Source organism: Undibacterium sp. TJN25, assembly GCF_049339885.1.
Lineage (GTDB): Bacteria > Pseudomonadota > Gammaproteobacteria > Burkholderiales > Burkholderiaceae_D > Undibacterium.
Genome location: NZ_JBMPPM010000011.1, coordinates 200524 through 225689, shown reverse-complemented (window position 1 = coordinate 225689; position 25166 = coordinate 200524). Strand labels below are relative to the sequence as shown.

Sequence of the window (25166 nt, the reverse complement as noted above, 5' to 3'; positions counted from 1 at the left end):
GAACGGCGAATGCATTCGGCGCTAGGCTATCAATCACCCAATAAATTCGAAGCACAACTCGCTCGGCAAGCGGCTTAAATCTGGAAACCCGATTGGTCCAGCCCAAGGGGTTCAGTCCACAAAGTGGCTCAGTTTTTTGTGAAAACCAACAGGGATTTCGCTTGAGATGTCGGTGAAGACACCCGGCACTCAACCGTACACCGTTGATTATTTGCTCAACACATAATCAAATTTTCCCGGCTGCACGAGGAAGAACAAGCAGTCGGTGTCCGAGAGGCACTCCGTCACGTGCGACTCTTCACCGCGTTGAAACCAGTATGAACCTACCGGAAGCGGAACCGCTTTCCCACCGGCTTGATAGTTAGCACCGACACCCTTTAACACCACGGCATAGTAGTCCTCGGTGTGCGTATGCAGTGCGCTCTTGAAGCCGGCCGGCGCGCGAACGAAAGTACCGTGGCGGCCATCTGCCAGATTGCCATAGGCCGGACCTGCCTTGAGCTCCTTGCCGTCCGACTTCACGCCAGTATCAACAAACTTGATTTCGCTGACGGGGACGCTCACTGATGGACCTTCGTGCTCAGGCTTCTTGTCTGCTGCGCTTGCGGCGATAGAAACACCGAAAGCCAGCCCCATTGCAATGATTACTTTTTTCATGTTCATGATAGTTTTGATATAAAAATGATGTTGAATGATCGTGACAGTCACAGATCATGTTGCTAATCAGCGTCGCTATTGATGAGGGGAAACACCCACCCACCAGACCGCTCCGCTTTACTTCTTCAGAAGCTCTGCCACTTTGGCCACACCCGCTTGGGCGCAGACTTCGTCCTTGTCGCCACCAGGCGAACCACCTACGCCGAGCCCAGCAATAGTCTCGTCGCCCACCTTGAATGCCACCCCGCCGGGCAACGCCGTGACATTGGGTGTGCTTGCCAGCGATTGAGCCAGCAGGGGTGGATACTTCGACAGAACACCGATATAGCCGCTGGTCGTATCGACATGGAAGATCGGCCCCATAGTCACTACCGTATAGGCCTTACGGAAACTGCTGTCCTTGGTGTGAATCACCGCATGGTCGCCGCGCAGAACGACTTGCGGCGTTCCCGACACATCGACAACCGTCGCAGTCACGTCATAGCCATTTGCTTTGCATGTGTCGACAGCCGTCTGAGCTGCAATAATTGCCGTACTCAACGGAAGCGTCTTGCCGCTGACCGATACCTGTGCTTGAGCCGGAGCCTGAGAGATCAGGCCAATAAGTATCGCCACAACGGTGAACGATGCGACCCGTATGCCAGTGCTCCGTTGTGGGCTGGTAGTGTCAAATTGGTTGCCCAAGCTGCCGCCAGCGCCGCGTGCAATTCTTTTCATGATCTTCATATTTCAGTTCCCTCACATTGATTGATTTAAGTGGCAAAAGAGTCGATAAACGAAACACGAGTGGCATACCCCCCCAATCATCTAACCGGATTGATCGTCATATTCCGGTTACTCGCTTTGCCTGAAACGAATCATGCTCTGAATCGATTTAAAACAGAATCACGTAAATGCGAGAATCATTTACTCAAAAAATGGCTAAATTGTCGGGGCCGACGAGGGGCGAGTTAATCTATTCATTCTTAGCCTTGCAACGCCGAATTGAATCAAAGAAGACGCAGCACTGGTCAGCCTCCGCAATGAAGAAGCGGACGTCATGATCGTATTTCCTTGCATTCCACATGGTGTAGATGCACGCGACGCAAAACGTACTAGTGCCTAATGGAACTAGTACTCAGTTGGCTTACAACGGTGTCTCTGCGTTCGCCAGGAATGGAGTGGCATCAAACTGCGCCGGGGCAATTCGGGAGGAAGATAAATGGCGCTGGTGATCGGCGTACACCCGCTATGGCGGATGTGCTTCGGAATGTTCAATCAGAAGGAGTTCGCCCGAATTCAGCAAGCAACTCGCGAAGTTGCGGTACAGCATAGTCAATGAATCGGCGCAGCTTTGCCGGCATCGCTCCGCGGGAGAGAAAAACTACATGAACCGGAATAGGTTCAACTTCGAATTCTTGCAAGACGTATTTCAATTTCCCTGCCACTACTGCGTCGTGCACATCGTGCTCAAGAATGAAGGTCACACCAGTTCCGGCAATGGCAGCATCTACTGCAGCGTCCGGTGATGAAACGAGCAACCGTGGCACATCAGCAACGGTGTAGATTTGCCCCGTATCCTGGCTGCGATAACGCCACGGCGAGAGACTGGGGCTATCGAATACGACGCAAGGGAAATTACTCAAGTCTTCCGGAGTCTCGGGCCAACCATATTTATCCAGTAGTGCCGGGCTGGCCACAGTTACCACCCGTAATGCCCCAACCCGCGTGGCGACCAAACTGCTGTCACGCAGACGTCCGACACGGATTGCTACGTCGGCATGTACGTCGATCAGGTCAATAATACGGTCGGACTGCACGAGCCGGATTCGGATCTCAGGGTACAGTGCGAGAAACTGATTGATAACCGGCAATACTCGCAAGCGTGCAACCTGCACAGGAGAGGTGACGACCAGCTCCCCCCGTGGGTTCGTGAATTCCCCGGCAGCACGCCGCTCCAATTCGTCCACGTCTTCAAGGATTCGCTTTGCCGCCGCCACATATTCAACGCCAGCATCGGTCAACGCCAGCTTCCTTGTTGTCCTGATGAGCAGCCTCGTGCCCACCATCGTTTCGAGGTCACTAACGTTCCGTGTGAGCGTGGGAGCCGACACATTCAACTTTCTGGCAGCAGCCGACAAACTACCTTCCTCAACTGAGGACACCAACATCGCCATCGCTTCTAGTCGGTCCATGCGATACACCCAGGAAAAATATGAAGAATCAATTCTAACCCCAGGTTGCCTAATTCAACCCAGAACCCGTCCGCCAGAACGGGACCTGGTTTGTCGCGACCGATTGTCGCTGCACATCAGAACTGCGTCAGACCACCATCCACCACCATTTCGGTTCCTGTGGTGTACGACGAATCGTCGCTTGCCAGGAACAAGGCTGTCTTGGCCAGCTCATCAGGGTTACCGAAACGCTTCAGTGCCACCTTGTCTGTAATACTTGCTGCGACCTGGGACAGCACGTTGTCAGGCAGACCTATCTTGCTGTAGAACGGCGTTGCAATTGCACCCGGGCTGATGGCATTAACACGGATGCCGAGTGGCGCCAATTCCGCACCCAGAGTGCGAACCAGGGAGCGCGTTGCTGCCTTGGTGGCTGCCAGAATCGACAGGCCTGGATAACCGATGGTGTTCAGGAAGGAGGTTGTCACGATCACACTACCGCCCCGGCTCATCAGAGGTGCCGTCTTTTGGATTGTGAAGAATGTGCCCGTGAAATTCAACGCGAGGTTGTCGCTGATGTACTCCTCAGTGACGGAAGCGAGGGGAGCGACTGTGCTGGCGCCGGCGTTGGCAAAGACGACGTCGATGTGGCCGAACTTCGCACGGGTTTGTTCGACCGCACGTTCAATATCCGCTACCTTGCGGATGTCCGCCTGGATCAGCAGAGCGTTGCCATTGAGCGCCTTGCCGGCTTCCGCCAGACGTTCAGCGTTCGAGCCAACCAACACGACACTGGCGCCTTCCGCTTGGAACAGCTTTGCAGTTTCTAGTCCGATGCCTGATGTGCCGCCGGTAATAAATGCCACTTTGTTGCTGAGTTTCATGATTTTGTCCTTTAAGTGATAAGTTGGATCGCAATGCAATAGCTAACGATTACGTCGCTTCGTCAACTTGTTGTGTTGAATGCCTTGCTTGGAACGAATAATAGATCTCGCCACTTTCGGAGGGAATCCATTAAATTTGATTAATATCTAGTCAAAATATGACGAAATAGTCAAAGCCGCTGGGATCGAGGCCGATAGCGACCTGGTACAGTCGTCAGGTCCATCTGTGAATGTTTCTTTGCTCGCAAATTGCCCCTATCAAACTGATTCACTACAAGGGGTCGTGGTCGCGCCAGCGGACGATGCGACGGAAGACGAGAGAAATCAGGCATTCGCCAAGAAGTATTTGATGCTCCGGATGGACTGGGTCGCGGAGCGACGGGAGGAGGAAATCGGGCTGTAGGCCAGCAGGGACGCTGGAAAAAGTGGAATTATTACCAAACAACGTGCAGTCTAGGTAAAGGATGTACGAACAAGAGGCCAGCCCCATCCGAACACCTTATTTTGGAGAAGTATTCCGACGTAAAATCAGACACTTAGGCTAGAAAAAACAGCTTCAATGCAAGTGCTTTCATTGTCGGGCCACACGTCTATTGCATTGCTTGGCCTCTGACCTCGGTTCATCAAACTTTGACCGTTTTCAGCGGTGGGTACAAGGCCCACCTTCCCCTCTGGCCTTGCGCCGGCACCTACGTCGGCAACAATGCCAGTACCGGCCGCGCATTAACTTGCCGTGAAGGGGCGCCGGCCGGGCTATCCACCCTGAAGACGCTGACCATTTTTTCCAGCGAGGCCGCCTGCTCCTGCAAGGCACCGGTGGCAGCGGCGGCTTCCTCCACGAGCGCGGCGTTCTGCTGGGTGACGTCATCCATCTGCACGATGGCCTGGTTAACCTGGTGGATGCCCTGGCTTTGTTCTTCGCCGGCGATCGTGATGTCGGCCATGATGGTGGTGACGCGCTGGATACTACCGACGATTTCCTGCATGGTGGTGCCGGTATTGTTGACCAATTGCGTGCCGGCATCGACCTGCTCTACCGAAGCGCTGATCAGTTCCTTGATTTCCTTCGCGGCCGCCGCCGCGCGTTGGGCCAGGCTGCGTACTTCCGTGGCAACCACGGCAAAGCCCCGGCCTTGTTCGCCGGCGCGGGCGGCTTCCACTGCGGCGTTCAGCGCCAGGATGTTGGTCTGGAAGGCAATGCCATCGATGACGCCGATGATGTCGGCAATTTTGTGCGAAGACGCATTGATGCCATCCATGGTGCCGACCACTTCGGACACCAGCTCACCGCCTTTCGCTGCGACGTCGGACGCGGCGATTGCCAGCTGATTGGCCAGGCGGGCGTTATCGGCATTCTGGCGCACCGTGGATGTCAGCTCCTCCAGCGACGATGCAGTTTCTTCCAATGCCGCGGCCTGGCTTTCGGTGCGGCGCGAAAGGTCCAGATTACCGCTGGAAATTTCCACGCTGGCGGCAGCAATGGAGCTGCTGCCGCTGCGGATGCTACGGACGGTGGCTGCCATTTGCTCTTGCATGCGGATCAGGCCTTGCATCACGCGGCCCATTTCATCGTCGCGCCCGGCCGCAATGCGGTTGGCCAGATTGCCGGCTGCAATTTCATCAAAGTGACCCAGCGCTGCAGACAGCGGGTTCAGGATTGCGCGCAACAGGCTCAGGCTGGAGGTTACGGCCAATATCGCACCAATGGTCAGCGCGATCAGCATGCCTTTGACGTAGCCGGAGAAAAAAGACTGGTTGGCGAGATATTCGTCTTCGGCCGATGCCATCTGATAATTTTCCAGCTTGACGGATGCAGTGTCGAATGCCGCAAACTGCTTGGCCAGCTTTGTCATCACGATGTCGTCCACCCTCTCCAGGTGCTGCGCCTTCAATTCCGCCATGGTCGTCCGTAGATCGCTGATATAGCTGTCGCGCTTGACGTCCAGATCATCGGCCAGCGCTTTTTCACCAGGCCCCATCGGCAGCACCTGGTAGCTCTTCCACGCCTTGTCCGAATCAGCGAGGAAACCCTCCGCCCGGTCCAGCGTGGCCGACAGTTCAGGCGATTCGGGATGGAATACGCCACGGTCGATGGTGAATCGCGCCCGTCCGAGGAAGTTCTTGTAGTTACCTAGCGCAATCGCGGACGCCAGCTGGTTGGAATACACGCTCTTCAGCCCGCGATTTACCGTATGGATGCCGAACATGCCGACACCGCCGACGGCAAGTAGCAGCGCACCCATCAGGGAAATAGTCGCGATCAGGCGCATGCGTATGGTGATATGTTTAAACATAGGTTTCTCACTTCAACAAAGGTCAATGGTGCGGTGGAGGTTCCGTGGAACAAAAAAAAGCCACTCAGTGTTTGCTGCTCGATACAGCACGCTACAAATTGTTGATACACGTCTGATCGTGCTCAACAAGGCTCAATGGCGGCTCACAACAATTCGCGGCAACCATGGCGGGAGATTCAGCAGGCGCTTTCAGCCGCAGATCCTGCACCGGCACCGGGCGGCCGAAAAAATATCCCTGGAAAGCTTTACACCCTATGTCGGCAAGTGCTGACCATTGCTCGTGGTTTTCCACGCCTTCCGCGACAACGTTCAGGTCCATGCTGTGGGCGAGCGTGACAATGGCGCGTACGATGCTCGATGCATGGCGGGTATGCAGCATGTCCTGCACGAAAGACCGGTCAATTTTCAGCTGCGCAATGGGCAGCAATTGCAGGTAGCTCAAAGAGGAATAGCCGGTGCCAAAATCATCCAGCGCGAAGCTGACGCCATGCTGTTTCAGCGTAGTCATCTTGACGATCACATCGTCCATATCCGTGAGCAGCATGCTCTCGGTAAGCTCTAGTTTGAGCAGGTAGGGGTCGGCGCCTGTCCGCTCCAGTATGGACAATACCTTTTCGACAAATGCCGGCTGGCGAAACTGGCGTGCGCTGACATTGACGGCCATCGTCAAGTGACGGGTCTTTTCTGAAGCGGCCCAGTGCACCAGTTGTAGGCAAGCGGTTTCCAGAACCCAGGCGCCCAGCTCAACAATCAGGCCTGATTTTTCTGCCTGCGGGATAAATTCACCAGGGCCGATCATTCCCCTCGACGGATGCTTCCAGCGCAGCAATGCTTCTACCCCTGCTACGCAGGCATTGGTATCCACCACCGGTTGGTAGTGCAACTGCAACTCCTGCCGTTGGATTGCCATGCGCAAGTCGGATTCCAGGGATGCCGAGGAATCCAGCTCCACCTGCATTCGGGGGTCAAAGAAACGGAACGTGGCACGCCCGGCGGCCTTGGCTTCGTACATCGCCATATCGGCCTGGCGCAGCAGATCATTGACCGTGTGATGCTCTGCACCGAACACGACGACGCCTATGCTTGGCGTACTGCGCAGATCATGGCCCTCCAGCAGATAGGCATCACTCAGCGTTTCTACTATTTTATTGGCGATGTTTGCCGAGTTGCTGGTTGCATGCGCCCGGTCATTACCGAGGTCTTCCAGAAGAATGACGAATTCATCGCCACCCAGCCGGGCCACCGTATCTGTATCGCGGGTAACGTCCTGCAGGCGGAACGCCACCATCTGCAGCAGCCTGTCACCCACATCATGGCCCATGGTGTCATTGAGCGACTTGAAGTTGTCCAGATCCACAAACAATACAGCGCTGTAGCTATTGCTGCGCTCCATACGGGAGATTGCGTGATGCAAACGGTCCAGCAGCAGGCGGCGGTTGGGAAGATTCGTCAAGCCATCGTAAAAGGCCAGGTGGGCGATTTCGGCCTCGGCCTGTTTTCGGGCGCTGATGTCCATGCGCGTGCCCAGCATGCGCAGGGCCTTTCCATCTTCGCCTCGCTCGACGATCTTGCCACGGCTCTGCAGCCAGACCCAGTGCCCGGCCCGATGCCGCATGCGATGTTCTGCTTCAAAAGGAACAGCATTGTTTTCCAGGTGTGCGGCAATGGTGGCATCCAGACCGGGTAGATCATCCGCATGCGTCAGTTGGCGCCAATGGATAGACCCGGTATTGAGCTCCTGCGGCGTATAACCAAGCATGGCCGCGGCCCGCTCATCCACGATACGCATGTCGGTGGTGATGTTCCAGTCCCACAGCCCCAGGTTGGCGCCGCTGAGCGCCAGTTCCACCTTTTGAGCGGCGGCCGACTGCTCGTCTGCGTTCGCTTGGGCGAGGGCTTCCATCAAGCGCCGGCGGCGCTGGACAAACGCCAGCACGCCACCGGTGGTAAAGCCAAATACCAGCCAGGCAATGCCGACAGCCAATAAGAGACCAAGCCAGCCGCGGTTGACTGCAGCCTGGCTACGGCTGAGGCTAACGACCAGGCTCCGATCCAGCCCAAGACCATTTTCAGGCATCGTGCGTTGTACTACCAGCCGCTGCTCGCCGCCTGCGGCGCCGCGCAGTACGGTTTCAGCCAGATGGCTGCGCTGATGACGCGTGAACAGCATATCCGAAACCGGGCCGGGATGCCGCATCTCAGCCGGATCTGCCGGCACAAAGAGAATATGCCGGCCGCTGCTTTCCGTGATGGCGCTGTTCATATCCCGCGCATACAGCGCGGAACGCATTACCGCATTAAAATATTCGGGATTGAGGATCGCACAGACGGCGCCGTTGCTGCTGCCATCGGCATTCAGGATCGCCATCGACAGCTTGATGTTGAATACGCCGCGGGTATTCTCATACGGGTCTGACAAATAGAGCGTATCGGGACTACGCATAGTTTCTATCTTGCGTTTGTAATCGCGGTCGTCCAGCTGGCTATCCCCGATATCGTCGTTGGAGATGACGATATTGCCATTGCGGTCCACCACCATCAGTGCACGCACTCCGGGCATGGCGCTTTTCAGCGACTGCAGCAGCAGCTCGCGGCAATTGGCCCGGCAGTCACTGGCCGGGAGCATGGCCGCGCGCGTGCTGACAAGGGCATTGCGCGCGCCATCCAGCTGGCGATTGATGCTTTCAGAAATAACCAGCGCCTGCATGCGCATGCGCTCCACATCGGCCGTCGTCGACAGCGCGCGTTCATCCCAGATGAAGTAGGTGGAAATCAGCACCCCCACCAATAGCACCGAGCCAAGCGCAAGCCACTCCAATGCCGGAGCACGAACAGCAAATGCCTTTTTGTTGAAAGCGATCATGACCCCTCCTCCATTGGCGGCTGCGTGACATCGCAAGCATCTGATGCAGAGTTCATCATTGCAGATGGGCAATATATTGGCTTGACGTGTCTTTGTGGCCAGGACAGGCATGCACGGCAGCAGAGAGCCGAAGGCAGCGCAGTCTTTGAAGCATGGTAGTGCCTACCCATTTCCCAAACAATTGAGCTTGTCGGCGATTGTTTACTCTCAGGCTAATGATTAGGTTTATGATGTTTGTTACCGCCCACCAGAGGTTGTAGACATCATAATGATCGACGATTTAATTACTCTTAAAAAGTTGGAGGTTCTGATCGCCTTCATGGAGGTCAACAATCTCGCGCGCGCATCCGAGATGCTGGGGCAAAGCGCCGTCAGCGTGCACCGTGCCTTGCATTCGCTGGAAGAAGGCTTGCGCTGCCAGCTCTTCAAACGGGTCGGCCGCAATCTTGTCCCTTTGCCGGCAGCCTATTCCTTTGCGGACTATGCGCAACGTGCGCTGGCGGAGGTGGGCAAGGGTGTGCGTGTCGCCCGCGAGGAATCCGGCGTTGAAGCAAATAACCTGAAAATAGGCTCGCTCTATTCGCTGACACTACGCTGCATACCCCGCCTGATGGTCGGCCTGAAAAGCCGTAAGCCAGACCTGCATGTCGATCTGACCATGGGTTCGAACCGCGAACTGTTTCAGGGGTTGGAAGACGGCCGGCTGGACGCCATCGTCGTCGGCATCAACGACGCTTATGAATCCACTCACTGGTTGTCTGTTCCGTTATTTGACGACCAGCTATACCTTGCCGCCCCTGCCCACTCGCGCTACGAGGGAGCGAGCCGCATTGATCTGAGGGAGCTGCACGAGGAGAAATTCGTGCGTCTGGCCGATGGTTTCGTCACCGCTGAGAGTTTTGACCATGCGTTCCACCAGGCCGGCTACCAGCCTGATATCGCACTGTCCGTTGCAGACATTTTTTCCCTGATCAACCTGGTCAGCGGCGGCCTTGGCTACAGCCTGCTACCAGGACGAGTCGCAGAGTTCAACCCTCGCGTAAGCCTGATCGAACTCGCCCCCGGCTACACCAGCTTCCAGCGGGTTACGCTACTGCTTTCCAAAAATCGCGAACGCGATCCGAATTTGCTGGCGCTGGCGGCGGAGTGCAGGATGTTCAAGCAGGTGGGGTTTCAGCTTAAGTCCTGAGTGCAGATCAATTGAGCGCAGGCCACGCGACACATCCATTCAGCGGCCGACGCAAGCTGGCGGGCGAGCTAAGGCAACATTCGCCTGCGTCGAGGCCAAAAAAATATACTTGATGGAAGCTGTGCCGAGCTGTGCCGAGCTGTGCCGAATACGCGCTGATAAGAAAGCTGAAATCCAATAGGTAAAAGGCCCGCAATAGCTTTGCAGTTACTCGCTTATCGTATTACGTTACGCTAGCTTATCGGTCCTCACTCCAGCAAATTGATTTTCTGAAATTCGTCCAAAAACCGCCTATTCAGACAGCGAAATTTAAAACGCCGAAATGCTGACTGAGCACCATCCTACGCAATCGATCAATCACTCCCCATTCGCCATTAGTCATATCCACAGCGTACACACCTATGGCCGAAATCATGGCGTATGCGGCATTGATGTCATACGCAGCCCGCACTAAGATAGCCTCAACAAACAAAGCAACTGGACTCTTGCCAACAAGAACCACATCAAGATTGATTCGTCAACTCAGTTCGGCATTTCAACAGCAGGGACATCAAGCAAGCCGTTCGGCAAAAGCGCTCTCGCAGTGTGAACAATATTCAGATATTCGCGAAAGAGCGTGATCTTCCTTTTTCTACGTCGAGACGGCTAACGTAGTCTTGAGTGTATTTCTTACCTGTTTCTCTGACGAAGCACTCTGAACGGTATTCGATGAACAAGCCTTTACCGTTTTCCAATTCGTGAATATCGATATTGGAGATGGTAAAAGAAGAAAAACTCTTGGAGATCAATCCAAGTACAGCGCGAATTGAATCATGGCCTTTGAATTGCCAGTTGAGTCCCAAGGTTGGGAAATACGGCAATTCAAAAGTTCCCTCTTCTGCAAAGAGGTTAACGCAACGATCCAACGACGTGTCCAGATTTTGAAGGCAATCAAGAAATTCAGTGATCAATTCACGGGCGGTATTCATAACAGCAAACTCCATATTTGAAGCAGGTCTTCATTCTCAACATCTCTGTATTCATCTTCGAATGAGAGACCTGCAAGTGAACCTGACCTGGTTTAAATTTGAGCGATTCCACCGTCGACGAAAATCTCGCTGCCCGTCATGAAACTGTTGTCGTCCGAGGCCAGGAATGCAACGACCTTCGCCACCTCTCCGTCGAGGCCTGTGCGCCCCATCGGCGTAATGCTGGCGGCAAAGCCGAAGAACCCTTCGACCTGTTCCTTGCTGGCGCCAGATACTCCATGGCCAGGCGTATTGATGACGCCCGGGCTCACCGCATTGACCCTGATGTTGCGCTCCTTCAGATCCATCGCCCATGTACGGGCGAAAGAACGGATGGCGGCTTTGGTCGCGCTATAGATGCTCCAGCCGGCAAAACCCTTGCTTGCCACGATGGAGGCGCTCAAAATGATGGAACCGCCTGCCCTCATCAGAGGCAGCGCTTTTTGCGTTGTCCAGATCACCCCCTTGACGTTGGTGTTGAAGAGTTCGTCTATATGCTCATCGTTCAGGCTACCCAGCGGAGAAGGTTTGGCAAAACCGGCATTGGCAAACACGATGTCGATGTGCCCGACCTCGGTTTTAATGCGGGCGAACAAGTCATCCAGGTCCTTCTGACTGGTGACATCGCCCACTACTGCAACAACCCGATCGCCCAGGGATGCGATAGCTGCGTCCAGCTCGGCTTTGCGACGCCCGGTGATATACACGCGGGCAGCGCCTTGTTCAATAAATGTTTGTGCAGTGGCTAAGCCGATACCGGAGCTTCCACCGGTGATGACGGCAATCTTTCCTTCGAGTTGAGACATGATGTACTCCCAAAAATATTGTTTCAGATAGAGAGATGGATGCAGGCTGACATGCCCGGCAGCCATCCCGTGTGCACAGCCCGCAACAACGCGCTGCGGGCAGCCTGTTGTCACAGGATTCCCGCTCGTCGTACAACCGTCACTGCTCCACATTCAGCAATGTTTCACGCAGGATTGGTTGCAGCGGATAGATACCACTGTAGTTGAATAAGCGAATGGCTTAAATGACGTTTATAATACTTTTTCGAGACACTTTTTCAAGACAAGGAAATCGTCATGCATAGAATAGGGTTTGTCGTCTTTGATGGGTTTCAATCCATGAGCTTTGCGGCCCTTTCTGTGTTCGAAAGCGCGAACATGATGTTGGAGCAACCGTTTTATGAGATGCACTTTATTTCAGAGCATGGCGGCCTGGTGCGCTCCTCCACCGGGATGGTCGTGGACTCCAAGCCTTTTGGGCGAATACCATTTGACACGGTAATCGTTGGGGGTGGCGTGTCGATACTGGAGAGCGCGCCGAGTGGTGTGCTCTCCTTCATAACAAAGGCATCGAAGAAGTCGCGCCGGCTGGCATCGATCTGCACCGGCACTTTCGTTCTTGGCGAGGCGGGGGTTCTCGATGGAAAGCGCGCGACTACCCATTGGGCTCAAGCCAGAGGGTTTCAGGCTCGGTTTCCTGGCGTAAGAATGGAAGAAGACCGAATCTTTTTGATCGACGGGAATATCTGGACTTCGGCGGGCATGACCGCGGGTATCGACCTTGCCCTTGCCATGGCGGAGAAAGATCTGGGAGAAGCAATTGCTCGTTCCATTGCTCAGCAGCTTGTGGTCTATCATCGCCGAGCCGGCGGACAGTCGCAACATTCTGCGTTGCTCGAACTGTCCCCTAAATCGGACCGCATTCAAAAGACCTTGGCGTATGCAAAGGAAAATCTTCACACAACATTGTCGGTGGAGCAACTGGCGGAAGTTGCGAATCTGAGTCCACGACAGTTCAGCCGTACCTTCCGGGTTGAAACAGGGCAATCACCTGCCAAGGCAGTTGAAAATCTCCGGCTCGAAGCGGCGAAGCTGCTCATGGAACAGACACGTCATTCGGTTGACGAAATTGCGCAGGAGACAGGATTTTTGGATCGGCGTCGTATGCGGGAGGCCTTCCTGCGTGGCTTCGGCCAGCCGCCCCAAACTATTCGTAGAAATGCGCGTGTACAAGCCTAGAGAGAAGCCAAGCAGGTTCCGAGGAGCAAGTTCGCTGATCGCAAGGTACAAAGGCTGCTTGATCAATGTGCTCGAAGTAAAGCGCAACCATGTTTGGAGAGGTCCATGCCTATAAAGCCGAGTGCCTGATGAGCGGGGCGCCAGCCCTTGCCAGGCACAATTCAACGCCGGCATCTTCGTAACCAGACTCCTCTCCAGGGGACTCTCCCCAAGTACCGTCCACACCAAGTACGCTGCGACAGGATGCCCGCTCAATCCAGTCTCCAGTTCAAATATCGGTGGCACAGCTATTTGAGTGCCATCGGAAGCGGCGACGCTGCTTGCGCAGATCTGTCTCGATCTGTGCAATAACCACGCGGCAGCTATCGCCCTGCGAAGGAGCTCCCTCTGAAATGCCCAGCAACATCTTTAATAGCGGTGTTTACGAATCCATCATTGTATTCATAGGCGATGGCCGATTTCATGGCATCTACGTCATTGAGGTTGCGCGCGAATCCCTCCAAAATTCGACCATGGATTTTCTTTTATCACACATGGTTCAAGAAAATCCAGGACAGGAGAAGCAGCTGCTAAAGATCTCCTTTAGCACCTCGCATTGATGGCGGTATATCCATTCAGGAACTCTATATCGTCATGGCAGCGGGTAGCTTCGGCATGATGAGCCGCCTGGATGAGACAAGACGGAACATCATGAAGCCAGGCGTTACTGGCACTCAAACTTACAGGAGCATTTCATGCCATATCTACAATTAGACGTCAACGACCACTATCCGCCAGAGCAAAAGCAACGCCTGGCCAAGCAACTGTGCGTGACTTACGCAGAGATGATGTCGGTAGACATCCGCCGCATCAGCATCGCTATCCGCGAAGTAGGCGAAGGCGGGGTATGGCGGATTGTCGATGAAGATCCCGTTCCCGTCGCGGTGTTGATGTGCGACATCCGGCGCGGCCGAACCCCGGAACTTCGAATGGAAGTAGCAAAGGCACTTTGCCAGATCATTACCGACATTCTCGGTATTCAATGGGATCGTTTGAATGTTGAATTTACCCAACATTCGGGTGATGAAATGTATCACCCCACCTTAGGCGGCTTCAGCCCGGAGTGGTCCGCGGATGAAGCGAGTGCTTCCTGAATAAGTATCTTACCCAGCCAAACGAAGCGGCCACCAGCGTAGTGGCTGCGGAATGCCAACTATATTCGGAGAAAGCGCTGTGAAACAAATCCCTTTTTATACAAAACTCTATTTCCAGGTACTGATGGGCATCGCTATCGGTATTACCGTTGGATTTCTGGCACCAGAGATTGGCGTGCAAATGAAACCCCTGGGCGATAGTTTCATCAAGTTCATCAAAATGATGATATCCCCCATCATCTTTGTTACAGTGGTCGTTGGTATTGCCAAGATGGGAGACCTGAAAGAGGTGGGGCGAGTAGGTTTAAAATCCATTTTATATTTTGAACTCGTTTCAACCATCGCGATGGTGATCGGCCTGATTATCGTGAATGTCTTCCAGCCAGGCAGTGGCATGCATGTCGATGTCAAGACATTGGATGTCCATTCAATTTCTACGTACACGTCATCCGCACAGCATGCATCGACGGTCGATTTTTTGATGAATATCATTCCCACGACCGTGGTAGATGCATTTGCGAAGGGCGAAACTCTTCAGGTTCTACTTTTTGCCATCATGTTTGGCATGTCGCTAACGTTTTTCGGTGATAAGGTAAAACCGCTGATTGATGGACTCGACATGATCTCTAACGGTCTGTTTGGGGTCATTGGCATCATCATGAAGCTTGCCCCAATCGGCGCATTTGGTGCAATCGCTTTTACGATTGGCAAATATGGTATCGGCTCGCTAAAACAACTCAGCTTTTTAATGGTTTGCATGTATGCGACCTGTGTGTTGTTCATTTTTGGCGTCTTGGGTCTCATCGCAAAGCTGAATGGTTTCAACATATTTAAATTTCTCAACTATATAAGAGAAGAGATTTTCATTGTGCTGGGCACTTCAACGAGCGAATCGGTATTGCCTCGCTTGATGGTAAAACTGGAAAAGCTGGGATGCCAAAAATCGGTAGTAGGTTTAGTCATTCCTACCGGTTATTCATTTAACCTGGATGGAACCTCGATCTATCTGACCATGGCGGCTATCTTTATCGCGCAAGCCACCGACGTCGATTTGACACTAGGTGAACAATTGGGAATTCTGGGTATCCTCTTGCTGACCTCTAAAGGAGCAGCTTCGGTAGTGGGTGCCAGTTTTGTGACCCTCGCCGCAACCTTGGCTTCAATGAATGGCAAAATCCCGGTTGAAGGCCTGGTCTTACTGGTAGGCATCGATCGATTTATGGCTGAAGCACGCTCGATCACCAATGTCATCGGCAATGCAGTCGCCACGGTGGTGGTCTCAAATTGGGATGGTGCATTGGACCGTGAGAGAATGAGCAAGGTTCTGGACGGAGATTTCACAGAAGTTGCTGATGACGTATTGCAGGCAGGGGAAGCCGGCTTGCTTCCCGAAGCCGCACCAGTTGCACGATACCACCGCTAGTTTAAGCGCAGGTGTCGGCCCATGCTCTGTTTAGGCATGGGCTATTTCTCTATTAGGTAGATGAACGCTCGCTGGGGAAGGCATCTTTACTCGCTTCACCGCTTGATAAAATGGAGGCTCGATTCGAACCCGCCATCCCTCACAAGCCTGATCAGATCCTCTTCAATGCTGCCGCCAGCTACAGAATCCTGTACCCGACAGTCGTCACTCATCGTCATCAATGATCCGGCTTGGAGAGGTGCGGAATCCTCAGTGCGCGCCACATGACGAACGCAAAGCGAGAACCCGCTCCGGCCCCAAGGCAGATAATTTACGGAACTTGTTGACCGCTGTGATACCTGACGCTTCTGCTCACTGAGAATGCGTTCTGCGTTACATAGTCGGTGCGAAAGGCGTGCGAGCAGACACACGCTGTATTTCCCGCGGTGGCTGGCCGAATGAGCGCAGAAACGCCTGTCGCATGCGTTCACGATCACCGAATCCCGTTTCGCGTGCAATGACTTCAATGGGATGCTTGCCCGTCTCCATCATCAGCCGGGCAGCCTCGACTCGAAGGCGTTCCACCGCCTTGCCGGGTGATTGGCCTGTTTCCTCGTGAAACAAGCGGCTGAACTGGCGGGAGCTGAGCCGGGCAACACTCGCAAGCGCATCCACTGACAGATCTTCGTTCAGATGCTCTCGGGCATAGGACAGCGCCATTTGTACTCTGTCAGACTTTGCGTCCATTTCCAGTAACGCGGAAAATTGCGACTGCCCCCCTCCACGGCGTTGATACAAAACCAATTTTCGCGCTACCGCGCGCGCTGCCTCCAGTCCGAGATCTTTTTCGACAATTGCTAAAGCAAGGTCGACTCCCGCTGTCATGCCAGCGGAAGTCCAGATAGCCCCATCCACAACAAAAATTCTATCCTCTTCAAGCAGTACTTCGGGATATTGTTTTTTGAAGCTGAGGACATGGTACCAATGCGTCGTTGCACGCTTGCCGTCAAGCAGGCCAGCTGCAGCAAGGACAAACGCACCTGTGCAGACAGACGCTATGCGATAGGCCCATGCCGGAGCACTGCGTAGATAGTCGATCAAACTTTGCGGGGGCAAACGGCACTCATTGTCCCCTGCCACAATCAGCGTGTCGCATGCCAACTTCTGCAAGCGTTCGGTGCTGACTGCGAAACCTTGCGAGGACATGACAGCGCCGCCCGTCTCGGACGCAAGGCTGAAATCATAGACCGGTTCGTCCTGAAGAAGGTTGGCGTATTCGAAGACGGCAGCTACAGCGAGTGCGAGCGCTTGGAAATCTGGATAAACGATGAGCTTGATGATACGCATGGCATTCAATGAGTGATTGGTAACGCATAAATCGACGTAACATCGACGTCGCCGGGAGCTGATATGTGTGAGTGAGAAAAATTTTTGGCTTTACCGAGAAAGCGCATTAAAGCTAAGTCGTGCCGTTTCAGTATTGGCCTAAATTTTGACGAAACTTGAACTTATCCTCAATGACGTAGATGTCATGAAACAGGCCATTGGGGCATGGAACTGCTTCGTGTGAGTCGAGTTACCACTGGTATCTTGATTTTGCAGTCACGCAATAAAGAGGGACTGTATGGCCTAAATCAAGTCGTCTATGACCTTGATTGATGCCGATGAACAAGCCAGAATGGTTTGAATTTTTTCTCGGGGTATAAAGAACATTATGGCGAAGATATCGATACTGGGCTTGGGCGCGATGGGAGCGAGGATGGCGATCAACCTCATAAAGGCCGGGCATGACATCACGGTGTGGAACCGTAGCACAGAGGCAATGACTCCCCTTATTAACGCCGGTGCAAAGCCTGCAACAACGCCCAAGGAAGCAGCGAGGAATGCTGATTTTGTGCTGGCGGTCTTACGCGATGATGAAGCCTCCAGACAGGTCTGGCTTGATCCAGAAAATGGTGCTTTAGTCGGCATGCCGGCACACTCCATCGCCATAGAAAGTTCAACCTTGAGCGTCGAATGGATACGTGAATTGGGCGCATCGGCTGCCGCGCGCGGCCTGTCTTTGCTCGAAGCGCCGGTTATCGGAAGCACTCCACAGGCCCAGGCTGCACAATTGATTTATTTTGTAGGTGGCGATGCCGGCATACTCCAGCGTTCCCAGGAAGTGCTCACGGCGTTGGGCACTTCAATCCATCACATTGGTCCGCTTGGATCCGGTGCTTTTGCGAAATTAGCCACCAATACTTTGCTGGGAATTCAAGTAACTGTAGTCGCAGAGTTGATCGGCATGCTAAAGCACTCTGAGGCCGATGTTGACCGCGTGCTCGCAGCCCTTGCGACAACACCCGCCTGGAGCGCTGCAGCTGGTCGCGTTTCAGGGTTGATGCTGTCAAGGAACTTTGAACCGCAGTTTCCTATCAAACTGATGGAAAAAGACTTGGGTTATACGCTACAGATCGCAAAGTCGGAAGCGGCGGCTCCGACTATCACTGCCGCACGCGAGGTATTTCGCGCGGCAATCGAGCAGGGGTATGGCGGGGATAATATGACCGGCGTTGTTAAGCTCTTTACATAGGAAGGCGAAAAATTTTTGCTTAGCTCATCGAACACATACAAAATCTGGATACAGCGTGGAGCCTGGCCTTGAGCCAGTTGCCGATGATGCTGTCCTTGAATGCTCTTACGCTCCAACTTTTGGGTTGCCATCCAGACCTGGCAGACGTACCCGCCGGTTAAATGGCTATAGATACAGGGAGGCGCTAGCCGAAGTGCGTGGCATCGCCTGCGGTGGTTGTCCGAATGCGCGAAGGAATGCTTGTCGCATCCGCTCACGATCGCCAAATCCGGTTTCTCGCGCAATGACTTCGATTGGGTGCCGGCTGGTTTCCATCATCAGGCGCGCGGCTTCAACCCGGAGCCGTTCGACGGCCTTGGCGGGAGACTGGCCTGTCTCTTCGCGAAAAACCCGACTGAACTGACGAGGACTCAGCCTTGCTACTTCAGCCAGGGTTTCTATCGAAAGATCACTGTTCAGATTTTCTTGCGCGTAAGCGAGTGCAGTCTGGACGCGGTCAGACTTCGCATCCAACTCCAGCAACGCCGAGAACTGGGACTGTCCACCTCCCCGTCGTTGATACACGACGAGCTTGCGGGCGACTTGGCGTGCAGCCTCTTGCCCAAAATCCTTTTCAACGATCGCCAAGGCCATGTCAACTCCGGCAGTCATGCCGGCCGAGGTCCAGATTTGTCCATCGACGACGAAGATACGGTCCTCATCAAGCAACACATCCGGATACTGCTTTCTGAATGCTGTGGCGTGAAGCCAGTGTGTTGTTGCTCGTTTCCCGTTGAGCAGACCTGCAGCGGCCAATGTGAACGCACCGGTGCAAATGGCAGCAATACGTCGACTTTCACCTTCGGCATTGTGCAAATATTCCAGCACGTTGGAAGGAGCCAGTGTGCAATTGTTGTCGCCTCCCACGATGATAGTGTCGTAAGTTGAATCTCCGAGCCGCTCCGTGTTGACCGAAAAACCTTGGGACGTCATCACAGGGCCTCCATCTTCCGACACCAGCCGGAATTGATATGCCTGTTCACCGCGTAGCAGATTGGCGTATTCAAAGACGCTCGCCACGGCAAGGCCTAATACCTGGAAATTTGGATAAACAACGAGACTCACCGTATGCATGCTTGTTCTCCAATCGTATTGGCTCTTTTTATTGAATATAGCACGAATAAGCCGTTGGAGAGGGCGGGGAATACGGGCCTGAATTTCAAATCTTGCATTCAAACGCGAACGGCTTTTCTTATTTCCAGTGTCATCCGCAAAGGGTCGCACAGCTGGCCGCGGCCATGGCATAAATCCTTGCATCTACGTCATTGATGATATGCGGCATCGCACCCAAAATAGTACTCAGTCCCGGCATTCAGTTGGGTAATTTTTGAAAAGATACTATCCATGACCTCTACTAAATCTACCAAAGGTACCGCGCTGATTACCGGCGCATCGGCAGGCATCGGCGCCGTGTACGCGGACCGTCTCGCTAAACGCGGCTATGACCTTATCCTCGTTGCTCGCAATGCTGAACGTCTACAAACACTGGCTTCGCGCTTAATTTCCGAAAATGGCAAAGCGGTCCACACTGTCGCCGTAGACCTCAACGACAAAGCTGGGCTCACCCAGGTCGAGCAGATACTGCGCAGCAATCCGGACGTCACCATGCTGGTGAATAACGCAGGCGTCGGTTCTGTCGCCTCGATTCTCGCGGCAGATGTTGATGAAATGGACGCGATGATCACGCTGAACATTACCGCGCTGACGCGCTTGACCTATGCGGTTGCCCCAGCGTTTGCCAACAGGGGCTCAGGCACCATCATCAACATCAGCTCGGCCGTGGGTATTGCCGTCGAAATGCTCAATGGTGTCTACAGCGCCTCTAAATCCTATGTTCTTAGCTTCGGCCACACACTGCAGCGTGACCTGGCAGACAAGGGCGTGCGCATTCAGACCGTACTGCCAGCGGCGACCGGTACCGAATTCTGGGACGTGGCAGGTTATGCCAAGCAGAAAGAATCTCCGAATACGATGACAGCCGAAAACCTGGTTGACGCAGCCTTGGCCGGCCTGGACCAAGGTGAGCTGGTGACGATTCCGCCGCTGCAAGATGGCGAGGATTGGACGCGCTGGGAAGCCGATCGTCGCGCGCTGTCGCCGAAGTTCGCCAATGGCAAACCTGCCCCGCGCTACGGTGTATCCGCAAACAAAATTTAATTCACTTATATTTTAAAGAAAGAAAATCATGAATATTTTCAAAATTGGCGCCGCAGCGCTCGCCGTAGCAACGACTTTTGCCCTGCCTCACACTGCATCGGCAGCGCCTTCCCGCGGGAAAGTGCTGGTCGTGATGTCGAGTGCTCATGAACTGGATCTGCGTGACGGCAAGAAATATTCGACTGGCTACTACCTGAATGAATTTGTAGTGCCGTATCGCAAACTGGTTGAAGCTGGCTACGAGCCGGTGATCGCCAATCCGAATGGCGATATGCCGGTCATGGACGTCAACTCGAACAACAAGATGTTTTTCGAAGGCGATGATGCGGCGCGTTCTGCTACGGAAAAATATGCGCAAGGTATCGAACAACTGAAACACCCTAAGACCCTGTCTTCGGTGGTTTCCGAGGGAACTAGTGGCTATGTCGGCCTGTTTATTCCAGGTGGCCACGCACCGATGGTCGACCTGCTGACGGACCGCAATCTGGGCAAGATTCTGACCAGCTTCCATCAGTCTGGCCGCCCTACCGGGATAATCTGTCATGGCCCGATTGTGCTGCTGTCCGCACTACCTGATCCAAAGGCTTTTGTAGGATCGATGATCGCAGGTGATGGCAAAGCGAATTCCCTCGCCGCTGGCTGGCCATATGCCGGTTATCGCGTCACGGTCTTCTCCACGGGCGAAGAGCAGCAGCTGGAAGGCCCATCGGGTCTGGGTGGCAACGTGCAGTTCTATCCCGTGAACGCGTTGGCAGAGGCCGGCGCACACGTGGACACGCTGGCGAACTGGCACAGCAACGTGATCGTCGATCGTGAACTGATTACCGGCCAGCAACCGATGTCCGCGCCGCAGTTCGGTGACGTATTGGTTAAACAACTCAACGCCCACCGCCATTGATATCTGCTTAAAGAGTTGAGCCGGTCATTCAACCAAGGGACGGTGTCCCTTGGTCTTCTTGAATTATTGAATTAAGAAGACAGTGCTCAGCGACGATGATAAATCCACTCACCGGTTGTCTGTTCCGTTATTTGACGACCAGCTATACCTTGCCGCCCCGGCCCACTCGCGCTACGAGGGAACGAGCCGCATTGATCTGAGGGGGCTGCACGAGGAGAAATTCGTGCGTCTGGCCGATGGTTTCGTCACTGCTGAGAGTTTTGACCATGCGTTCCACCAGGCCGGCTACCAGCCTGATATCGCACTGTCCGTTGCAGACATTTTTTCCCTGATCAACCTGGTCAGCGGCGGCCTTGGCTACAGCCTGCTACCAGGACGAGTCGCAGAGTTCAACCCTCGCGTAAGCCTGATCGAACTCGCCCCCAGCTACACCAGCTTCCAGCGGGTTACGCTATTGCTCTCCAAAAATCGCGAACGCGATCCGAACTTGCTGGCGCTGGCGGCGGAGTGCAGGATGTTCAAGCAGGTGGGGGTTCAGATCCGGGCTTGAGTAGCAGATCAAGAAGCAGGTTTATTTAATGTCCATGCACTTGCTCGACAGCGAGCTGAAGCATACTCCTCCCGCGTCGGACTAAGGAAATGCCGGTAGTTGTAGTCAAGCCAAAATGCGATGATAGAAAAGCTAAAATTCACGGCAAGCCAAGGAAAGGTGAGGAGAGATTCGAACAAAACTAAAGTCGTGCAATTATGACCGGAAAGGCAACTGGTTCATGACAACGCACGAGGTTTCGAGAAACACAATGCAGTCAGGGCTTCGCCACCGCTGAAGTCGCACAAGCTTCCCGAATTGTAGCGGTGAGTACTCGGCTCCAGAATGTGGGCTAAGAACCGGTTGTTCTAGTTCCGCCAAAAAGACGAAAGATTTCCGAGATCCATAGTGGCGCTGTTGCGATAAATTACAAAAGCTAGATTTTCTGGAAAAAGATATTCGCCGAGAAAGCCTAAGTCTAGGCCAGAAAATTCGGCGATGGCCTTCATAAAAACATGCGTGTATGTGTGCAATAAAGTGTGCTCATATCGATAGGTAGAAGCCTGATCCGGATGCAGCAAAGAGAAGCACCTTACGAATGGCTCGGCTGCCTCCAGTCCGCCCAACTTTACGGTTCATCAGAATTCCATTGCGGTAGGTCCTTTACACCAACAGCCTGTAGCCAAGCATATACGCCCTCTGGTTCGTCCCTTGAGGTGAATGCTGTTCTTTGTGATGCTTGGAAAGGCTTCAAGTATCCAAAATTACGGACGGCCCAAAAGATTTTGCGTGCACAGCTTGCCAACATTGACCAAAGGACTCGTCGTGAGTGACCTATTCGCCGTCCCAGCCGCTTTTCCGCGACCAAATCCTATTTCGACTGTGCCCGGCGCTACAAGCAAGTTCGTCGCTGAGCGGTTTGAAGGAAAATTTTATCCCGCGGGTGGAACCCCTCCCCAAGTGCATGCCCATTGGCTCTTCTGTGAAGAATTAGCCCAGCAGTTCAAAGACGCCTCATTGGAGACAAAGGCTGGCAAACGAGCGCATATGAGCGAAGTCGATATCCTCGACCAATACCTCGTCCGCTTATTGGAAACAGATTGGGCACGCCCGCCGAAATGCGCTGGGTCATACGGAGTACAGCAACTCTGCTCGGCTGGCAGGCAGGCAGGCAGGCAGGCACCGCCAAACTCCGTACTCGAGACCTAGAATTAAAGCCAGTAACCTATGCAGGATTCCGAAACTTCAATCGCTTTGCAACATACCGCCTCATCTACCCACCATTTTTTTAAGTATTAGCTAACCCTTGAAGGTAGTTAATCACAAAATAAAGTGTTGGTAAATAAAAAACCCGCTACTCAGAGAGAAAAGCGGGTCAGTATCAACAATTAATAAGTTAAGTACGAATCAGAACGGGATATCGTCATCCATATCCGAGAAGTTAGGCGCAGGGCGTGAAGCCGGTGCCTGGCGTTGCGGCGCCGACGGCGCGCTCTGGCGTGGTGCAGGTGCTGACGAAGCGCCGTAGCCGCCGCCGTCATCCATGCCCGAACCGCCGCCCATGCCCTGGCGGCTGCCCAGCATTTGCATAGTGTCTGCAACGATGTCGGTCGCGTATTTTTCTACGCCATCCTTGTCGGTGTATTTGCGGGTTTTCAGCTTGCCCTCTACGTACACTTGCGAACCCTTTTTCAGGTATTGGCCGGCGATTTCAGCCAGCTTGCCGAAGAAGGAAATACGGTGCCATTCCGTTGCTTCTTTTTGCTCACCGGATGCACGGTCTTTCCACTTGTCGGTGGTGGCGACCGTGATGCTGGTGATTGCATCGCCGCTAGGCATGTAGCGTGTTTCCGGGTCGCGGCCCAGGTTGCCTACGATGATGACTTTATTAACAGATGCCATGTATTTCTCCAGTGGGTTGCGCATGTATAGTCCATGCGTGTCAGGTAAATCTAAAAAGTAAAACGGATAGATACTATGCCTGTGCAGGCTGCGCCGGTTTCGCACGGCGCGGCAGCTCAGGCATGTTGACCGCTATTATAAGCCATGCGAGGGTCAGGCCAGCGCCAATTATGAAGATGGACGATGGCCCTACGTGCTGTTTCAGGTAGCCGCCCAGCACGCCGCCGCAGGCCAGGCCCAGCGCCTGCAGGGTGTTGTACACACCCAGCGCCGCGCCCTTGGCCGCAGGGGGCGCCACGCGCGATACCAGCGAGGGCTGGCTGGCCTCCAGGATATTAAACGACAGGAAGAAGGCAAACAGCAGGCCCATCAATACGGCAGGATGGTCCAGGAATTGCCAGAAGCCCAGCTGCACCAATAGCATCAGCCCGATGGCGGCGACAAAAATCTGCTTCATCTTGCCGCGCTTCTCACCGATGAAGATCGCAGGCAGCATCGCCACGAAGGAGCCGAAGACCACCGGCAGGTACACCTTCCAGTGCGATTCCAGCGGTATGCCCGCATATTGCACCAGCGCGGACGGCACGACGACAAACATCGCCACCTGGCTCAGGTGCAGCACAAAGACGCCATAATTCAGCCGCATCAGCTCCTTGTTCTTCAGCACCACGCTGAAAGGCACGCGCTCGGCCCGTATCATCGGCGCAGCCGGCGTCACGAACAGCACCACGGCGATGGCCGCGATAGCCAGCACGCCCGTGGCGATGAAGATGCCGCTCATGCCTATGCTGTGGTACAGCGCGGGCGCCGCCACCAGCGATACGGCAAAGCTCAGGCCGATGGAGCCGCCCACCATTGCCATGGCCTTGGTGCGGTGTTCTTCCCGGGTAACGTCGGCGATCAGCGCGGTAATCGCTGCCGAGATCGCGCCGGCACCCTGGATCGCGCGGCCGACGATAACGCCCATGACGCTGGTGGCGCCGGCAGAGATGAAGGCTCCCAATGCGAACAGGATTAATCCGATGACGATGATGCGCTTGCGTCCGTATTTGTCCGACGCCATACCAAAGGGCAGCTGTAATAGCGCCTGACTGGCGCCGTAGATGCCCATTGCTATTCCGACCAGGGTCGCGCTATCACCACCGGGCAAGGTTTTTGCGTGTATCGCAAACACTGGCAAAATCAAAAACAGGCCCAACATACGAAGAGCAAAAATCGATGCGAGCGAACTGCTGGCGCGGATTTCGTCGCGGCTCATGCCGCTGCTTTGCTCAGAAGCAATAGATGCATGTGCATCTGTTGACGAATCGGCCAGCGTATCGCCTGCCAATGCAGTTTGAGAGCCGGATTGTGTTGCCATAGACATAAGACTAGCTGAAGACAGGAACAAAGCAGGCATGCGGCCTGCGTCAAATTTCAAAAACCCGTTATAGTATCAGGTTGCTTGTTCCCACATCCGA

The 25166-nt window shown here is 54.1% G+C and carries 22 protein-coding genes; 9 read left to right on the top strand and 13 right to left on the bottom strand.

What is annotated here, in order from left to right; all coding sequences use genetic code 11:
* Window positions 1-207: 207 nt before the first annotated feature.
* From ACO0LO_RS24205 to ACO0LO_RS24180, 6 genes are all read right to left on the bottom strand, one after another.
* The gene (locus tag ACO0LO_RS24205; protein ID WP_422968213.1) at window positions 208-663 is read right to left on the bottom strand and encodes a DUF4437 domain-containing protein; all 456 of its coding nucleotides are present in this window, start codon (window positions 661-663) and stop codon (window positions 208-210) included.
* Between the two features lie 111 nt (window positions 664-774).
* Window positions 775-1383 (bottom strand): GlcG/HbpS family heme-binding protein, encoded by a 609-nt coding sequence (locus ACO0LO_RS24200; RefSeq protein WP_422968211.1) that lies wholly within the window; start codon window positions 1381-1383, stop codon window positions 775-777.
* 527 nt (window positions 1384-1910) lie between these two features.
* A complete protein-coding gene (locus ACO0LO_RS24195) occupies window positions 1911-2831 on the bottom strand; it encodes a LysR family transcriptional regulator (RefSeq protein WP_422968209.1) in 921 nt (306 codons plus the stop codon).
* Window positions 2832-2947: 116 nt separating this feature from the next.
* Window positions 2948-3694: an SDR family oxidoreductase gene (locus tag ACO0LO_RS24190; protein ID WP_422968207.1), complete on the bottom strand. Its 747-nt coding sequence runs from the start codon at window positions 3692-3694 to the stop codon at window positions 2948-2950.
* Window positions 3695-4383: 689 nt separating this feature from the next.
* Entirely contained in the window at window positions 4384-5988 is a 1605-nt protein-coding gene (locus ACO0LO_RS24185) for a methyl-accepting chemotaxis protein (RefSeq protein ID WP_422968205.1), read from the bottom strand.
* A 91-nt stretch (window positions 5989-6079) separates the two neighbouring features.
* Window positions 6080-8851, bottom strand: a complete 2772-nt coding sequence (locus ACO0LO_RS24180; RefSeq protein ID WP_422968203.1) for a bifunctional diguanylate cyclase/phosphodiesterase — start codon at window positions 8849-8851, stop codon at window positions 6080-6082.
* A 268-nt stretch (window positions 8852-9119) separates the two neighbouring features.
* Between ACO0LO_RS24180 and ACO0LO_RS24175 the strand changes: the two genes are divergently transcribed.
* Entirely contained in the window at window positions 9120-10040 is a 921-nt protein-coding gene (locus tag ACO0LO_RS24175; RefSeq protein WP_422968201.1) for a LysR family transcriptional regulator, read from the top strand.
* A 596-nt stretch (window positions 10041-10636) separates the two neighbouring features.
* On the opposite strand, the gene ACO0LO_RS24170 is transcribed toward ACO0LO_RS24175, so the two are convergent.
* Together ACO0LO_RS24170 and ACO0LO_RS24165 are read right to left on the bottom strand one after the other, a co-directional pair.
* Window positions 10637-11008, bottom strand: a complete 372-nt coding sequence (locus ACO0LO_RS24170) for a nuclear transport factor 2 family protein (protein ID WP_422968199.1) — start codon at window positions 11006-11008, stop codon at window positions 10637-10639.
* Between the two features lie 92 nt (window positions 11009-11100).
* Entirely contained in the window at window positions 11101-11853 is a 753-nt protein-coding gene (locus ACO0LO_RS24165; protein WP_422968197.1) for an SDR family NAD(P)-dependent oxidoreductase, read from the bottom strand.
* 276 nt (window positions 11854-12129) lie between these two features.
* On the opposite strand from ACO0LO_RS24165, the gene ACO0LO_RS24160 reads away from it, so the two are divergent.
* The 4 genes from ACO0LO_RS24160 to ACO0LO_RS24145 all read left to right on the top strand — a co-directional run bounded on the left by ACO0LO_RS24160 (window position 12130) and on the right by ACO0LO_RS24145 (window position 15627).
* Window positions 12130-13071, top strand: coding sequence for a GlxA family transcriptional regulator (locus tag ACO0LO_RS24160; RefSeq protein ID WP_422968195.1), 942 nt, complete (start codon window positions 12130-12132; stop codon window positions 13069-13071).
* Between the two features lie 392 nt (window positions 13072-13463).
* The gene (locus ACO0LO_RS24155; protein ID WP_422968193.1) at window positions 13464-13670 is read left to right on the top strand and encodes a hypothetical protein; all 207 of its coding nucleotides are present in this window, start codon (window positions 13464-13466) and stop codon (window positions 13668-13670) included.
* A gap of 135 nt (window positions 13671-13805) precedes the next feature.
* Complete coding sequence (locus ACO0LO_RS24150) at window positions 13806-14204, top strand: tautomerase family protein (protein ID WP_422968192.1); 399 nt, start codon at window positions 13806-13808, stop codon at window positions 14202-14204.
* Window positions 14205-14256: 52 nt separating this feature from the next.
* The gene (locus ACO0LO_RS24145; RefSeq protein ID WP_422968190.1) at window positions 14257-15627 is read left to right on the top strand and encodes a dicarboxylate/amino acid:cation symporter; all 1371 of its coding nucleotides are present in this window, start codon (window positions 14257-14259) and stop codon (window positions 15625-15627) included.
* A gap of 95 nt (window positions 15628-15722) precedes the next feature.
* Here the strand turns inward: ACO0LO_RS24145 and ACO0LO_RS24140 are convergent, their stop codons facing one another.
* Window positions 15723-15890 (bottom strand): XdhC family protein, encoded by a 168-nt coding sequence (locus ACO0LO_RS24140; RefSeq protein WP_422968188.1) that lies wholly within the window; start codon window positions 15888-15890, stop codon window positions 15723-15725.
* Window positions 15891-15999: 109 nt separating this feature from the next.
* The gene (locus ACO0LO_RS24135; RefSeq protein WP_422968186.1) at window positions 16000-16953 is read right to left on the bottom strand and encodes a GlxA family transcriptional regulator; all 954 of its coding nucleotides are present in this window, start codon (window positions 16951-16953) and stop codon (window positions 16000-16002) included.
* A 367-nt stretch (window positions 16954-17320) separates the two neighbouring features.
* On the opposite strand from ACO0LO_RS24135, the gene ACO0LO_RS24130 reads away from it, so the two are divergent.
* Complete coding sequence (locus ACO0LO_RS24130) at window positions 17321-18181, top strand: NAD(P)-dependent oxidoreductase (protein ID WP_422968184.1); 861 nt, start codon at window positions 17321-17323, stop codon at window positions 18179-18181.
* A 165-nt stretch (window positions 18182-18346) separates the two neighbouring features.
* On the opposite strand, the gene ACO0LO_RS24125 is transcribed toward ACO0LO_RS24130, so the two are convergent.
* On the bottom strand, window positions 18347-19294 hold the full coding sequence (locus tag ACO0LO_RS24125; RefSeq protein WP_422968182.1) for a GlxA family transcriptional regulator: 948 nt from the start codon (window positions 19292-19294) through the stop codon (window positions 18347-18349).
* 270 nt (window positions 19295-19564) lie between these two features.
* Between ACO0LO_RS24125 and ACO0LO_RS24120 the strand changes: the two genes are divergently transcribed.
* The 3 genes from ACO0LO_RS24120 (at window position 19565) to ACO0LO_RS24110 (ending at window position 21825) form a co-directional block, all read left to right on the top strand.
* Window positions 19565-20377 (top strand): SDR family NAD(P)-dependent oxidoreductase, encoded by an 813-nt coding sequence (locus ACO0LO_RS24120; RefSeq protein ID WP_422968181.1) that lies wholly within the window; start codon window positions 19565-19567, stop codon window positions 20375-20377.
* Window positions 20378-20405: 28 nt separating this feature from the next.
* Entirely contained in the window at window positions 20406-21275 is an 870-nt protein-coding gene (locus tag ACO0LO_RS24115; protein WP_422968178.1) for a type 1 glutamine amidotransferase domain-containing protein, read from the top strand.
* 82 nt (window positions 21276-21357) lie between these two features.
* Window positions 21358-21825, top strand: a complete 468-nt coding sequence (locus ACO0LO_RS24110; protein WP_422968176.1) for a LysR substrate-binding domain-containing protein — start codon at window positions 21358-21360, stop codon at window positions 21823-21825.
* A gap of 1386 nt (window positions 21826-23211) precedes the next feature.
* Here ACO0LO_RS24110 and ssb read toward each other — a convergent pair.
* On the bottom strand, window positions 23212-23706 hold the full coding sequence (gene ssb, locus ACO0LO_RS24105) for a single-stranded DNA-binding protein (protein WP_422968174.1): 495 nt from the start codon (window positions 23704-23706) through the stop codon (window positions 23212-23214).
* A gap of 73 nt (window positions 23707-23779) precedes the next feature.
* Window positions 23780-25072, bottom strand: a complete 1293-nt coding sequence (locus ACO0LO_RS24100) for an MFS transporter (RefSeq protein ID WP_422968172.1) — start codon at window positions 25070-25072, stop codon at window positions 23780-23782.
* Between the last annotated feature and the right edge of the window lie 94 nt (window positions 25073-25166).

Coding starts and splice junctions, on each gene's coding strand:
- ACO0LO_RS24205 (WP_422968213.1), bottom strand. CDS start 663: ATGAACATGAAAAAAGTAATCATTGCAATGGGGCTGGCTTTCGGTGTT.
- ACO0LO_RS24200 (WP_422968211.1), bottom strand. CDS start 1,383: ATGAAGATCATGAAAAGAATTGCACGCGGCGCTGGCGGCAGCTTGGGC.
- ACO0LO_RS24195 (WP_422968209.1), bottom strand. CDS start 2,831: ATGGACCGACTAGAAGCGATGGCGATGTTGGTGTCCTCAGTTGAGGAA.
- ACO0LO_RS24190 (WP_422968207.1), bottom strand. CDS start 3,694: ATGAAACTCAGCAACAAAGTGGCATTTATTACCGGCGGCACATCAGGC.
- ACO0LO_RS24185 (WP_422968205.1), bottom strand. CDS start 5,988: ATGTTTAAACATATCACCATACGCATGCGCCTGATCGCGACTATTTCC.
- ACO0LO_RS24180 (WP_422968203.1), bottom strand. CDS start 8,851: ATGATCGCTTTCAACAAAAAGGCATTTGCTGTTCGTGCTCCGGCATTG.
- ACO0LO_RS24175 (WP_422968201.1), top strand. CDS start 9,120: ATGATCGACGATTTAATTACTCTTAAAAAGTTGGAGGTTCTGATCGCC.
- ACO0LO_RS24170 (WP_422968199.1), bottom strand. CDS start 11,008: ATGAATACCGCCCGTGAATTGATCACTGAATTTCTTGATTGCCTTCAA.
- ACO0LO_RS24165 (WP_422968197.1), bottom strand. CDS start 11,853: ATGTCTCAACTCGAAGGAAAGATTGCCGTCATCACCGGTGGAAGCTCC.
- ACO0LO_RS24160 (WP_422968195.1), top strand. CDS start 12,130: ATGCATAGAATAGGGTTTGTCGTCTTTGATGGGTTTCAATCCATGAGC.
- ACO0LO_RS24155 (WP_422968193.1), top strand. CDS start 13,464: ATGCCCAGCAACATCTTTAATAGCGGTGTTTACGAATCCATCATTGTA.
- ACO0LO_RS24150 (WP_422968192.1), top strand. CDS start 13,806: ATGCCATATCTACAATTAGACGTCAACGACCACTATCCGCCAGAGCAA.
- ACO0LO_RS24145 (WP_422968190.1), top strand. CDS start 14,257: ATGCCAACTATATTCGGAGAAAGCGCTGTGAAACAAATCCCTTTTTAT.
- ACO0LO_RS24135 (WP_422968186.1), bottom strand. CDS start 16,953: ATGCGTATCATCAAGCTCATCGTTTATCCAGATTTCCAAGCGCTCGCA.
- ACO0LO_RS24130 (WP_422968184.1), top strand. CDS start 17,321: ATGGCGAAGATATCGATACTGGGCTTGGGCGCGATGGGAGCGAGGATG.
- ACO0LO_RS24125 (WP_422968182.1), bottom strand. CDS start 19,294: ATGCATACGGTGAGTCTCGTTGTTTATCCAAATTTCCAGGTATTAGGC.
- ACO0LO_RS24120 (WP_422968181.1), top strand. CDS start 19,565: ATGACCTCTACTAAATCTACCAAAGGTACCGCGCTGATTACCGGCGCA.
- ACO0LO_RS24115 (WP_422968178.1), top strand. CDS start 20,406: ATGAATATTTTCAAAATTGGCGCCGCAGCGCTCGCCGTAGCAACGACT.
- ssb (WP_422968174.1), bottom strand. CDS start 23,706: ATGGCATCTGTTAATAAAGTCATCATCGTAGGCAACCTGGGCCGCGAC.
- ACO0LO_RS24100 (WP_422968172.1), bottom strand. CDS start 25,072: ATGTCTATGGCAACACAATCCGGCTCTCAAACTGCATTGGCAGGCGAT.